Annotated in this window: 9 protein-coding genes; 5 read left to right on the top strand and 4 right to left on the bottom strand. The window is 72.9% G+C overall.

All coding sequences use genetic code 11. The features are described 5' to 3' along the window. Positions 1 to 113: 113 nt before the first annotated feature. Positions 114 to 1706, top strand: a complete 1593-nt coding sequence (locus tag FJ309_04555; GenBank protein ID MBM3953874.1) for an MFS transporter — start codon at positions 114 to 116, stop codon at positions 1704 to 1706. A 24-nt stretch (positions 1707 to 1730) separates the two neighbouring features. Here FJ309_04555 and FJ309_04560 read toward each other — a convergent pair whose 3' ends face one another. The 4 genes from FJ309_04560 to FJ309_04575 form a co-directional block, all read right to left on the bottom strand. Continuing rightward, positions 1731 to 2459: a hypothetical protein gene (locus tag FJ309_04560; GenBank protein ID MBM3953875.1), complete on the bottom strand. Its 729-nt coding sequence runs from the start codon at positions 2457 to 2459 to the stop codon at positions 1731 to 1733. 253 nt (positions 2460 to 2712) lie between these two features. After that, the gene (hflC, locus tag FJ309_04565) at positions 2713 to 3933 is read right to left on the bottom strand and encodes a protease modulator HflC (protein ID MBM3953876.1); all 1221 of its coding nucleotides are present in this window, start codon (positions 3931 to 3933) and stop codon (positions 2713 to 2715) included. After that, positions 3930 to 5006 (bottom strand): FtsH protease activity modulator HflK, encoded by a 1077-nt coding sequence (gene hflK / locus FJ309_04570; GenBank protein MBM3953877.1) that lies wholly within the window; start codon positions 5004 to 5006, stop codon positions 3930 to 3932. The genes hflC and hflK overlap by 4 nt, the downstream gene beginning before the upstream one ends. 76 nt (positions 5007 to 5082) lie before the next feature. After that, a complete protein-coding gene (locus FJ309_04575) occupies positions 5083 to 5913 on the bottom strand; it encodes an alpha/beta hydrolase (GenBank protein MBM3953878.1) in 831 nt (276 codons plus the stop codon). Between the two features lie 197 nt (positions 5914 to 6110). On the opposite strand from FJ309_04575, the gene FJ309_04580 reads away from it, so the two are divergent. From FJ309_04580 to FJ309_04595, 4 genes are all read left to right on the top strand, one after another. Further along, on the top strand, positions 6111 to 7535 hold the full coding sequence (locus tag FJ309_04580) for a sulfatase (GenBank protein MBM3953879.1): 1425 nt from the start codon (positions 6111 to 6113) through the stop codon (positions 7533 to 7535). Between the two features lie 80 nt (positions 7536 to 7615). Further along, positions 7616 to 10612, top strand: a complete 2997-nt coding sequence (locus FJ309_04585; protein ID MBM3953880.1) for a DUF1553 domain-containing protein — start codon at positions 7616 to 7618, stop codon at positions 10610 to 10612. Beyond that, the gene (locus FJ309_04590; protein MBM3953881.1) at positions 10609 to 12057 is read left to right on the top strand and encodes a DUF1501 domain-containing protein; all 1449 of its coding nucleotides are present in this window, start codon (positions 10609 to 10611) and stop codon (positions 12055 to 12057) included. The genes FJ309_04585 and FJ309_04590 overlap by 4 nt, the downstream gene beginning before the upstream one ends. A gap of 45 nt (positions 12058 to 12102) precedes the next feature. Further along, positions 12103 to 13110: a ThuA domain-containing protein gene (locus FJ309_04595; GenBank protein ID MBM3953882.1), complete on the top strand. Its 1008-nt coding sequence runs from the start codon at positions 12103 to 12105 to the stop codon at positions 13108 to 13110. Positions 13111 to 13551: the final 441 nt, after the last annotated feature.

The following is a 13551-nucleotide window of genomic DNA, read 5'->3' on the forward strand; positions in this document are numbered from 1 at the left end:
GTCGAGTCGATCGGTGCCGCGTCCTGCCCCTCGCCGCGCCATCGGCCGCGGGGTAGTCTGCCGCCGCGGTGGCGACCGGACACCCTCCACCGAGGCAGCGGAGCGCCACGCTGATGAGCGACACGCGGACGGGAGGGGGGGCGAGCGGCCGGACCGCGGCGCTGGTTGCGGCGCTGCTCGGCTGGCTGTTCGACGGCTTCGAGATGGGACTCTTTCCCCTCGTCGGTCCCCGGGCCCTCGAGGATCTGCTGGCCGGCCAGGCGGCGGCCGGCGGGCAGGTGCTGGCGGCCGGCGTCAAGGACGCCTGGTTCGGGTCGATCATGGCGGTGTTCCTCGTCGGCGCCGCCTGCGGGGGCGTGCTGTTCGGCTGGCTCGGCGATCGGATCGGCCGGGTCCGGGCGATGAGCCTCAGCATCCTCACCTACGCGCTGTTCACCGGGATCTGCGGCTTCGCCACGACGGCGCCGCAAATCGCCGCGGCACGGTTCATCGCCAGTCTTGGCATGGGGGGCGAGTGGGCGCTGGGGGTGGCGCTGGTGAGCGAGCTGTGGCCCGACGCGTCGCGACCGCTGCTGGCGGGCCTGATCGGCGCCGCCGCCAACGCTGGCTACCTGCTGGTGGCGCTGGTCAGCATCCTCCTGGTGCGGATCGCCGCCGCCGCCCACGGGGCGCTGGTCGCCGCCGGGTTGCCCGAGGCGACCGTCGACTGGCTCACCCGGGGCGACGCCTGGCGGCTGCTGATGATGGCCGGGGCCGTTCCCGGGCTGCTCGTGTTCTTCATCCGCCTGGCGGTCCCGGAGTCGGAGCGCTGGGAGGAGGCCCGGGCCCACGGGGGCACGTCGCACTGGGCGACGCGCGATCTTGTCGGCGTGCTCGTCGGCAGCCTCGCCGTGCTCGGGATCGTGGCGGTGTGGATGCCCGGCGGCGTGGCGACCCGGCTGGGTGCCGGGATCGGCACTGTGCTCACGCTGGTCGGCTTCGCCCTGTCGCTCGGCGGGTTCCTCCTCCCCGTCCTCGGCTACCTGCGCCGCGCGGCGGAGGCCGGGGCGATCGCGCCGGCCGCCCGCGGCGCGATCGTGCGGACGATGATCCTCGCCGCCTGCCTGTCGGGTGTGGCGCTGCTGGGCACGTGGGGCTCGATGCAGTGGCTGCCGAAATGGGCGATCGGTCTCGACCGTGCCGCGGTCGCGGCCGGCAATCCGGCCGGCTGGCAGGTGAAGGAGATGACGCAGATCTCCACCAGCACCGGGGCGATCCTCGGCACGCTCGCGGTGGCCCTGCTCGCCGGCCGCTACGGACGGCGGATCGTCTACGCCGGACTGTGCCTGGCGTCGCTGGCGACGATCGCGCTGCTCTACCGGGGCACGACGGGCTACGGCGGCGGATTCCTCGTCGCCGCGTTTCTCGCCGCGGTCACGACCGCCGGGTTCTACGGCTGGTTCCCGCTCGTGCTGCCGGAGCTGTTCCCGACCGCCGTGCGGACGACCGCCCAGGGATTCGCCTTCAACTTCGGCCGCGTGCTCGCCGCGGTCGGCTCGCTGCAGACCGCGGCGCTGATCGCCTTCTTCAGCCGCGGCATCGATCCGGCCCGCGTCGACGTCGAGGCCTTCCCGCGGGCGGGGCTGACGCTGTCGGCGATCTACCTCGTCGGCGCGGTGCTGGTCTGGGCGCTCCCCGAGACGCGCGGCCGGCCGTTGCCGGAATGACGGTCGGGCCGAGCCGGCCGGCGCTCACTCCAGCAGCGTGACGCCGCTGATCTCGGCGATGAACTTTCCGGTGACCTTGCTTCCGGGCGGGACGTTGACCGTCAGGTAGAGGACGCCGTCGCGCTCGGCACGGCGCTCGGCGCTCGCCCCGACGACGAACGGTTTGGGGGGCTTGTCGCCACCGCGGCCGCCCCCCGGGGGAGCGACGACGCCCATCACCGCACCGAGGGGCACGCCCGACACGAGGTCCTCGGCGGGATTGGCCTCCGACAGCCCGGCCGGCCCGGCGCTGCCGTTGATGACGAACTTGCTCTCGCCGCTGACCGCGATCCGGAACGCCTGGTCCTTCGCCAACCGGCCCACCGGCTGCCAGGGCTTGGCGGCGTCGATGTCGATCTCGAACGCCGTCGACTCGAGGATCTGCTCGGCGAGGTTGTCGATCCGGGTGCGCAGCGCCTCGTTGGTCGGGTCGAGCTTGTGGAGGGCGTCGAGCAGGAACCGGGCGCGCTCGAATTGCCCCGCTTCCTCGTAGGCGTCGATCAGCTCGTTGGTCTCGCGGAGGAATTCGCCGCGCACCTTCTCCATCTGGGCGTCGAGCCGCTTGACGTCGGCAGCCGGGGGGGCGGGCTTGGACCGCGGCTTGCCGGCGGCGGTCTGGGCGGCGGCCGGCGGGGCCAACGCGGTCACGAGGAGAAGGGTCATGAGCGCCGGTGCGGTACGCGCGGGGTGCGGGCAGGGAGAAGGCAGGGGCATGGCGGTGAATTCCATCGGGAAACAGGGACGCTTGTTCGAGTAGCTCCGCGATTCGCCGAGCACCAAACCTCAGCTCGGGCTCGACAGAGGGGGGCGCCCCTCGCGCCTTTGCCCTCGCATCGACCCGCACACAGTTGCGACGGGCCGATGCGAGGGCGACGGCGGAGGGGCTACGCGGGTCCCGGGAAGAGGAGGAGGCAGGAGTGTGTCATCGGCGATGCCTCGGGGAAGGCTGGAGCGGAGACGGGCGCTGTCACGATGACGAGGGTGGTGGTGTCTCGGCGGGAATGGATGGTGGCGACTGGGAGCGAGAGGTCGGTGCTGGCGGGATTGGAGTTGGTGTGATTGGGTTGGGCGTGATTGGGTTGGGCGTGATTGGAGTTGGTGTGATTGGGTTGGGCGTGGGTGGGTTGGGCGTGGGTGGCGACGGTGCAGGTGCGGGGGCGCCGTCGATCCGCTTGAGCAGGTCGAACAGCGCGCTGTCGGTCGTGAGCACCAGCGTGGCATCTCGACCGAGCGTCTTCTGCCAGGTGTCGAGCGTCCGGGTGAAGGCGGAAAACTCGGCGGCCCGGGGGCTGGCAGCGTAGGCGGCCGCGTAGATCCCGGCGGCGGTGGCGTCGGCCTCGCCCATGATCTCCTGCTCGCGGCGGTAGGCCTCCGATTCGATGCGGCGAAGATCCTTCTCCTTGCGGCCGGCGATCTTGGCGGCCTCGCCCGCTCCCTCCGAGCGGAACCGCTCGGCGATCTGCTCGCGCTCGGAGATCATCCGGTCGTAGATCTTGTCGATCACGCCGGCGCGGTAGTTGAGGCGCTTGACGCGCACGTCGAGCAGCTCGATCCCCCAACTCGTCACCTTCGGCGCCGCCGCGGCGAGGATCTCGCGCTCCAGTTCCCGGCGTCCGAAACGGATCGGCGGCAGCCGCGCCGTCGACTCCCCTGCCGAGGCCGTCGGCAGGACCGCCGCGGGGTCGACCACGCGCTCGCGGTCGGAGCGGACCATCTCGATGAGGTCGTGGCGGGCGACGACGTTGCGCGTCTCGGAGCCGATGATGTCGTCGAGGCGCGAGGCGGCGCTGCGTTCGTCGCGAAGGCTCTGGTAGTAACGCAGCGGGTCGTCGATCCGCCACCGCGCGAAGGTGTCGACGACGACGTACAGCTTGTCGCGGGTCGGCATCTCGCTCGGGGGGCCGTCCCATTCGAGGATCCGCTTCTCGAAGCGGTGGGCCTCCTGGATGACCGGGAGCTTGAAGTGCAGCCCGGCGCCGTTGGCGTCGTCGTCGGCGTTGATCGGCTGCCCGACCGGCCGGCCGAACTGCGTGATCACCACCTGCTCGGTCTGGTCGACGGTGTAGGCCGTCGCCGCCAGGGCCAGGCAGACGCCCACGAGCGTCACGGCGCCGGCCGGCGAGGCGATCCAGTCGAACAGCCAGCGGGCGATGGCCAGCGGCGTGCGATCGCGTGGCAGGGGACTCATTCGCTTCCCCTCCGCCGCAGCGCGGGAATCCGGTCCGGGGCCGGGCCGTCAGCCCGCTCCGGCGACTCCGCCGGAGCCCTGCCCGGAGGCATTGCTCCGGGGGTCAGTCCGGGGAGCGGGAACAGCGGTAGGACCTGCCGGGCGTCGGCATCGAGGATCACCTTGCCGCCGAGCCGCGGGAGCACGTCGGCGAGCGCTTCGAGGTACAGGCGCTGGCGCGTCACGTCGGGGGCCTTTTCGTATTCGGCCAGCAACCGCCGGAACCGGTCCGCGTCCCCCTCCGCCTCGGCGACGCGGCGGATCGCGTAGCCCTCGGCGCTGCTGATCCGCTGCTGCGCCTCGCCGCTGGCCCGGGGCACGACGCGGTTGTAGTCGCCGTTGGCCTGGTTGATCATCTCCTCGCGCTCCTGCTGGGCGCGGTTGACCTCGTCGAAGCTGCGCCGCACCGCCGTCGGGGGGAGCACGTCCTTGAGCTGGACCTGCTGGACACGGAGCCCGAGATCCAGGTCGCCCGCCAACTCCTGGAGCTTCGCGATCGCCTCGACCTCGACCCCTTGGCGCCCGATCGTGAGCAGTTCGTCGACGGTCCGGTCGCCGACGACCTCGCGCATCACGCTCTCGGAGAGGTCGCGGAGCGTCGGTCCCGGTTCACGGGCGTGGAACAGGTACGCGATCGGATCGTCGATCTCGTACTGCACGACCCACTCGACATGGGCCGCGTTGAGATCGCCGGTGAGCATCTCGCTCTCCTCCGTCCATTTCGCCGACGCCTGGTCGGGATTGGTGGCACCCGTCGAGGCGAAGCCGAATTCCATTTTCAACTGCCGCTTCACCGGCAGGACCGTCACCCGGTCGATGCCCAGCGGGAGCTTGAAGCGGAGGCCGGGCTCGGCCAGACCGATGGCCCGCCCGAACCGCTGGATGACGCCGACGCTGTCGGCGGGAACGGTGTAAAAGCAACCGAATACCCCGGTCGCGGCGACGAACGCCGCGACGATCGCGATCGGGATCAGCAGCCGCACCGCCGGGGGCAGACCCGGCATCCGGCCGGGGAGCTCCGGGAACGAAGGCATGTCGGGAAACGGTCGGCGCGGGGGCATGGGAATGTGGTGAGGGGGAAACGATAGCCGGGGGGCGACGGCCCCGGGCTCAATCAGCAGCGGCAGCGCCGGCCCGGGCCCGGGCGACGAGGAAATCGACCAACTCCTGGCAGTGGAAGAAGCCCTCCCAGAAGCTGTGTCCCTGCCCGGCGACGACGACGAGCGACACGAGGTCGCCCCGGCCGAGGGCAACGTAGCGGTCGCGGAGGCGGGCGGAGTTGGGGCCCAGCGGCACGACGGCGTCCTGGTCGCCATGGATGATGCAGACCGGCACGCCGGCGCGTGCGGCGACGTCGATCCGCTCGATCGGGCACAGCTCGGCCGCCGCTGCGGCGAGATCGGCGGGCGCGAGGCCGTAGGCCAACGCGGCGCGCTCGATGCCGGGATAGGTCCGCCAGTCGTAGACGGGGTAGATGCCCCCCAGGCCTGCCGACCATTCCGGGTGGGCGATCACCCAGGCCGCCGCCCACAGCCCGCCCCGGCTGCGCCCGAGCACCGCGGGCCGCGAGGAGTAGCCGCGCCGCACCATCTCGGCGTGGAGGGCTTCCGTGACAGCCAGTGCCGCCGGGCAGCCGTAGGATTCGCCGGTGTCGACCCCCGCGACGGCGACGCCGGCACGGGTGAACTGCTCGTGCATCCAGCGCTCCGCCTCGTCCGGGTAGGCGGGCAGCGTCGGCGCGTAGAGGATCCACGGGCGGCGCCCCGCCGCGGGTGCCTCACCGGCGGCGGCGAACAGGAACGCGCGGTGGTCGGTGACCGTGAACGACTCCCCCGGCAGCGTCAGCCGCCCTTCCGCGGCGCCGAGCGCAGCACCTGGCCCGGCGAGAGCGGCGAGGCTCGACAGCGCGCCGGCGACGGTCCGGCGACGGGACAGGGCCATCGGTCTGGGCTCCGGGGCGTGAACGGCCGGCGGCGTCACCGGGCACCTGCTGGCCGGCGGCTTCCGCACGAGGCCATGATACCTCCGGGGCGATCGACGACCGCGACGACCGCGAAGGGGTGGCGATGGAACGACGACGTGGGGCTCGGCGGGGTCAGGCCGCAGTGCGGGCGCTGGCCGTGATCGCCCTGACTGGCATGGCGGTGGCGGCGGCCAGGCCCCCCGACGTGCTGCTGATCGCGATCGACGACCAGAACGACTGGATCGGCCACCTCGGCGGCCATCCGGCGGCGCGGACGCCCTCCCTCGACGCGCTGGCGGCGCGGGGGACGACGTTCCTCAACGCCCACTGCCAGGCGCCGGTGTGCAACCCGTCGCGGACGAGCCTGCTGTTGTCGCTGCGGCCGGGAACCACGGGGATCTACGGCTTGCGGCCGTCGTACCGGGCCCTCCCCGAATGGCGCGACCGCGTCAGCCTGCCCCGCGCCTTCGCCGCCCACGGCTACCGGACGCTCGCCGTCGGCAAGATCTTCCACGGTGGCAACGGTCGCGACGGTGTCGAGTTCGAATCGGTCGGGCCGCCGCTGGGAATGGGACCGAAGCCGAAGGCGAAGCTGATCCCGCCGACGCCGATGGGGAACCATCCGGCGATGGACTGGGGGGCGTTCCCGCACGCCGACGAGGAGAAGGGGGATTCCCGGATGACCGACTGGGCGATCGACCGGCTCGCCGATCGTTCCGACGACCGGCCGCTGTTCCTCGCCGTCGGCTACCTGCTCCCCCACGTTCCGTGCCACGCGACTCCGGCGTGGTTCGAGCCCTTCCCCGACGACGATTCGATCCTCCCGGCGGTCAAGGCCGACGACCGCGCCGACACGCCGCGCTTCTCGTGGTACCTGCACTGGGAGCTCCCCGAGCCGCGTCTCGAATGGGTCCGCTCCGCCGGGCAGTGGCGCAACCTCGTCCGCAGCTACCTGGCGTGCAGCCGGTTCGTCGACGCCCAGATCGGACGGTTGCTCGCCGGCCTCGAGGCGTCCGGCCGGGCGCGCGACACGATCGTGGTGGTGTGGGGCGACCACGGCTGGCACCTCGGCGAGAAGGGGATCACCGGCAAGAACACGCTCTGGGAGGACGCCACGCGCGTGCCGCTCGTCTTCGCCGGGCCGGGGATCACCGCCGGCGGCCGCGTCACGAGCCCCGCCGAACTGCTCGACGTCTACCCGACACTCCTCGAGGCCTGCGGTCTGCCGCGGCGCGACGACCTCGAGGGCACGAGCCTCGTGCCGCAGTTGCACGATGCCGCCGCGCCCCGCGCCCGGCCGGCGATCACGACGCACAACGCCGGCAACCACTCGATCCGCACCGAGCACTTCCGCTACGTCCGCTATGCCGACTCGAGCGAAGAGCTCTACGACCACCGCACCGATCCCCACGAATGGACCAACCTCGCCGCCGATCCCGCGCACGCCGCGACGTGCGCCGAGCTGCGGCGCTGGCTGCCGGCGCACGACCGGCCCCCGGCCCCTGGCAGTGCCGACCGGATCCTCGTCTACGACGCCGCCGCCGACCGCGCCGTGTGGGAGAACCGACTCACGATCACGCGCGACACGCCGGTGCCCTGACCGGGCAGCGGTGCGGGCGTTGGTAGGATGGGGGGATGGTGTCTTTCGATCGCTTCGTGGGCCTGTGCTCGGCCGCCCTGATGCTCTCCGCCCCTGGGCCGGCGCTCGCCGCCGGGCCCGACTTCGCGCGCGAGGTGCGGCCGATCCTCGCCGCCCGCTGCTTCCGCTGCCACGGCCGCGACGATGCCGGTCGCGAGGCGGGGCTGCGGCTCGACGAGGCGGAGGCGGCGACGGCGCTGCTCGGCAGCGGCAGCCGGGCGATCGTGCCGGGTGACCCCGGGGCAAGCGCGCTGGTGGCGCGAATCGAGGCGACCGACCCCGATCTCGTGATGCCGCCGCCGCACACGAAGGTCGCGCTGTCGGCCGCCGAGAAGCGGATCCTCCGCGACTGGATCGCGGCCGGGGCCGGGTATCGCCCCCACTGGGCGTTCGTGGCGCCGCAGCGGCCACCGCTGCCGGTGGCACGCTTCGGCTCCGACCATCCGCTCGACCGGTTCGTCCATGCCCGCCTCGCCGCCGAGGGCCTCGTCCCCGCGGCCGCCGCCGACCCGGCGACGCTCTGCCGGCGCGTCCACCTCGATCTCGTCGGCGTGCCACCGACGCCCGCGGACGTGGAGGCGTTCGTCGCCGCCTCCGCCGGGCCCGGGGCCGGAGAGGCCTACGAGGCACTCGTCGACCGGCTCCTCGCCAGCCCGCGCTACGGCGAACGCTGGGCGCGCCGCTGGCTCGACCTGGCACGCTACGCCGACACCAACGGCTACGAGAAGGACCGCGAGCGGTCGATCTGGCCGTGGCGTGACTGGGTGATCCGCGCCCTCGACGCCGACATGCCGTTCGACCGGTTCACCGTCCGCCAGCTCGCCGGCGACATGCTTCCCGATGCGACGGCCGACGACGTTGTCGCCACCGGGTTCCACCGCAACACGATGATCAACGAGGAAGGGGGGATCGACCCGCTCGAGTTCCGCTGGCTGGCGCTGGTCGACCGGGTGGCGACCACCGGCGCCACGTGGCTCGGGCTTTCGACCGGCTGCGCGCAGTGCCACACCCACAAGTTCGACCCGCTCACCCACACCGACTACTACCGGCTGTTCGCGCTGCTCGACAACGCCGACGAGCCGGAGTGGACGATCCCCGCGGCCGACGACGTCGCGCGCCAGGCCGATCTCCACCACCGGATCGAGGCCCTCTGGGAGGCGCTGCCGCAGCGCTGGCCCGCGCCCCCCGCGGGGAGTCCGGCGGGGGAGGGCGCCGGAGTGGAGGCGGCGTTCGCCGCCTGGAACGCAGCCGAGTCGGCCACCGCCGTCGACTGGCACGTCGTGCGGCCGGCGACGCTCGAGTCGACGACGCCCCACCTCACGCTCCTCGCCGACGGCTCGGTCCTCGCCGGTGGCGACGTCGCGAAGAGCGACGTCTACACGGTCGCCCTGCCGCCGTCCGAGCGGGCCGTGCGCGCGATCCGCCTCGAGGTGCTTCCCGACGACAGCCTCCCGGCAGGTGGGCCGGGCCTCACCTGGTACGAGGGGCCGAAGGGGGATTTTTTCCTCTCCGAGATCGAGTTTGCCGCCGGTGACGCGCGCCTCGCGGTGGCCTCGGCGACCGCGTCGTTCGCCGGCAAGGGCGCGTTCTCCGGGGCCGAGGGTGCCGTCGCGGCGGCGTTCGACGGCGAGATGAGTAGTGGCTGGACCACCAACGGCCGCCAGGGGGAGGCCCACGCCGCGGTGTTCGTGCTCGCCGAGCCCGTCCCCCCCGGCACGCCGCTCACCGTCACGCTCCGCTTCGAGCGGCATTACGCCTGCGCGCTGGGGTGCTTCCGCCTCGCCGTCACCGACCGGGCCGATGCCCGGGCCCGCGGCCACGATGCCGTCACCGAGGCGGTCCTCGCGACCCCCGTCGCCGACCGTGACGACGCCGCGCGGGCGCTCCTCGTCCGCCGGTTCCTCGCCGGGGCGGCGGAAGTGGCCGAGCCGGTCGCTGAGATCCGCCGCCTCGAGGCCGAGGTGCGGGCCGGCCCGACGACGCTCGTCCTCCGCGAGCGGCCGGCGGCCTGGCGACGGACCACGCGCCGGCACCACCGCGGCGAATACCTCCAGCCGCGCGAGCCGGTCGACCCGGGGGTGCCCCCGTTCCTGCCGCCGTTGCCCGCCGGGCGCCCCGCCGACCGGCTGGCGCTGGCGGAGTGGCTCGTGGCACCGGGCCATCCGCTCGTCGCCCGGGTCGCGGTCAATCGGCAGTGGCAGGCGTTTTTCGGGCGCGGGATCGTGGTCACGCTCGACGACTTCGGCCTCCAGGGAGCGCCGCCGAGCCATCCGGACCTGCTCGACTGGCTGGCGGTGGCGTTCGTCGAGGATCTCGGTTGGTCGCTCAAGCGCCTCCATCGGCTGATCGTCACCAGCGCCACCTACCGCCAAGACTCGGCCGTTTCCACGGCGCTGTCGGCCCGTGATCCTGACAACGTGCTCCTCGCCCGCGGGCCCCGCGTCCGCCTCGAGGCCGAGGTGATCCGCGACTCGCTGCTGGCGGCCGCGGGGCTGCTGTCGGACAAGCGTTTCGGGCCCGGCGTGCGTCCGCCGCAGCCGGACGGGGTGACGGAAGTCGCCTACGGCAATCCGAAGTGGACGGCGAGTACCGGGGAGGACCGCCACCGGCGCAGCATCTACACGTTTCACAAGCGGACCGCGCCGTTCGCGTTCACGACGACGTTCGACGGGCCGACCGGCGAAGCCTGCCTGGCCCGGCGCGACGTCTCGACGTCTCCGCTCCAGGCCCTCACGCTCCTCAACGATCCGATGGTGATGGAGATCGCCCGGGCGCTGGGGGCCCTGGCGGCGGCGGCCGGGCCCACCGACGAGGTGCGGCTCGACCTTCTCTGCAAACGGCTCGTCTCGCGCCCGGCTGCCGCCGAGGAGCGCGAGTTGCTCCTCGCGCGACTCGCCGACTGGCGGCGACGGATCGCCTCAGGGGCGATCGATGCCGCGGCGGTCGCCGGCGACGGCGAGCAGCCCGCGGAACGCGCCGCCTGGACGCTCGTCGCCAGGGCGCTGTGCAACCTCGACGAAACGGTGGTGAAGCGATGACCGGCGACACCCGGGGGGCTCTGGCGCGCCGCCAGATCCTCGGCGCGATCCCCCTCGGCCTCGGTCGCGTGGCACTGGCCGGCCTGCTCGCCGGCAGCTTTCCCACGCGAGCGGCGCGCGCGGCCGCGGACGGGCCGGCCGCGACGCCGCTCCTTCCCCCGCGGCCGCCTCATTTCGCGGGCCGGGCCCGGGCGGTGATCCAACTGTTCATGGCCGGGGCACCGAGCCAGCTCGACCTCTTCGACCACAAGCCGCTGCTGGCGTCGCTCGAGGGCAAGCCGCTGCCGCCCGACGTCATCGGCGGCCAGCGCTACGCCTTCATCCGCCCCGACGCCGCGGTGCTCGGGCCGCGGTTCCGCTTCGCCCGCCACGGCCAGTGCGGCGCCGAACTGGCCGACGTGCTCCCCCACCTGGCGACGGTGGCCGACCGCCTGGCGATCGTGAAGAGTTGCCGTACCGACCAATTCAACCACGCCCCGGCGCAGATCTTCATGAACTGCGGGTTCGCCCAGCCGGGCAGGCCGAGCCTCGGCTCGTGGGTGACCTATGCGCTGGGGAGCGAGTCGGCCGACCTGCCGGCGTTCGTGGTGATGAGCACCGGCAGCGGGATCAGCGGCGGGGCCGCCTGCTGGTCGAGCGGTTTCCTCCCCGGTGCCCACACCGGGACGCGGTTCCGCAATTCCGGTCCCCCGATCCTCGACGTCGCCCCCCCGGCCGGGACCGACGCCGCCGTCGCCGCCGAGACGCTGGCGCTCGTGTCGGCGCTCGACCGGCGCCGCCTTGCTCTCGATGGCGATCCGGCGATCGCCACCCGGATCGCCGCCTACGAGATGGCCCACCGTCTCCAGACCTCGGCGCCGGAGCTGATGGACCTGGCGAGCGAGTCGGCCGAGACGCTCGCCCTCTACGGCTGCGACCCGGCACAGCCGGGGTTCGCCCGCGCCTGCCTCGTCGCCCGCCGCCTCGTCGAACGCGGCGTCCGCTTCGTGACGATCTACCACGAGGGCTGGGACGGCCACTCCGACGTCGCCGGCAACGTCCGCGGCAACTGCGCCAAGACCGACCGCGCCAGCGCGGCGCTCGTCACCGACCTGGCCCGGCGTGGCCTGCTCGACGAGACGCTCGTCGTCTGGGGAGGAGAGTTCGGCCGCACGCCGATGGTCGAGGCCAGCGCCGTCCTCGGCCGCGCGCAGGGACGCGACCACCATCCCAATGCGTTCACGATGTGGCTCGCCGGCGGTGGCATCCGCGGCGGGGTGACGCACGGCGAGACCGACGACTTCGGGTTCCACGTCGTCCGCGACCAGGTCCACGTGCACGACCTCCAGGCGACGATCCTCCACTGCCTCGGGCTCGATCACGAGCGCCTCACCTTCCGCCACCAGGGGCGTGACTTCCGCCTGACCGACGTGCATGGTCGGGTGGTGAGCGGTATCTTGGCCTGACGTCGGCCCCCCTGCCGGGGACCGCGATGCCGTGGGAGGACGATCATGTCGCGCTCGATACTGGTGGTGGTGGCCTGTCTGGCGGCGGTCGCCCGTGGCGCCGACCCGTGGCTCGATCTCGAGGGCGCTACCGGCCCTGGCAAGGGGAAGAGGGTCGTGCTCGTCAGCGGCGACGAGGAATACCGCAGCGAGGAGGCGCTGACGCAGCTCGGCAAGATCCTCGCCGCGCGCCACGGCTTCGACTGCCGCGTCGTCTACGCCATCGACCCGGCCACCGGCGCGATCGATCCCGACACCAACGACAACATCCCCGGCCTCGACGCCCTCGCCCGTGCCGACGTGTGTGTGATCGCGACGCGGTTTCGCAACCTCCCCGACGAGCAGATGCGGCACATCGACGCCTACCTCCGCGCCGGCAAGCCGGTGGTCGGCATGCGGACGGCGACCCACGCCTTCAACGTGCCGGGGGACCGCGCCTTCGCCCACTACGGCAACGGCTACTCCGGCCCGAAGCAGGAGTGGGCCGACGGCTTCGGTCGGCTCGTCCTCGGCGAGAAATGGATCTCCCACCACGGCCACCATGGCAAGGAGAGCACCCGCGGCGTCATCGCCCCCGGCGGGGCCGCCCACCCGATCCTCCGCGGGATCGCCGACGGCGACGTCTGGGGCCCGACCGACGTGTACGGCGTCAGGCTGCCGCTTCCCGGCGACTCGCAGCCGCTGCTCCTCGGCCAGGTGCTCGACGGCATGACGCCCGACGCGGCCCCGGTAAAGGGGCCGAAGAACGAGCCGCTGATGCCGATCGCCTGGGTGAAGACCTACTCGGTCGACGGCGGCCCGCGCGGGCGCGTGTTCACGACGACGCTCGGCGCCGCCACCGACATGGTCGCCGCGGGCTCGCGGCGGCTGCTCGTCAACGCCTGCTACTGGGCCGCCGGCCTCGAGGACGCGATCCCCCCGGCGAGCGACGTGGCGCTCGTCGGCCCGTTCGAGCCGACCGCCTTCGGGTTCAAGGGCGCCAAGAAGGGCCTCACGCCCGCCGACATGCGCTGAGCATCACTCGAACGAACATGCCGGCGCCGAAGTGCGACATGGAAACCCTCCACACGACGTGGAGGGGCTGCCCATGCCCCGGGAGCCGGCGTTCAGGCGACCAGCGGAGCCATGGATGGCGAAGCGCAGTCGTCTGCGAGCGAGCGGAGGCCCGGAAGGCCGCAGCGAGCGTCCGGCGACGGGGCGTGGGCAGCCCCGACCCCGCAGGACCGGCGCTCCAGACCAAACGTCACTGGATGATCGTCAGATTGCGGGCCGCGCCCGTGTGACAAGACACGGGCTCGTCGTCACTGGATGATCGTCAGATTGCGGGCCGCGCCCGTGTGACAAGACACGGGCTCGTCGTCACTGGATGATCGTCAGATTGCGGGCCGCGCCCGTGTGACAAGACACGGGCTCGTCGTCACTGGATGATCGTCAGATTGCGGGCCGCGCCCGTGT

Source organism: Planctomycetota bacterium, from assembly GCA_016872555.1.
GTDB lineage: Bacteria > Planctomycetota > Planctomycetia > Pirellulales > UBA1268 > F1-20-MAGs016.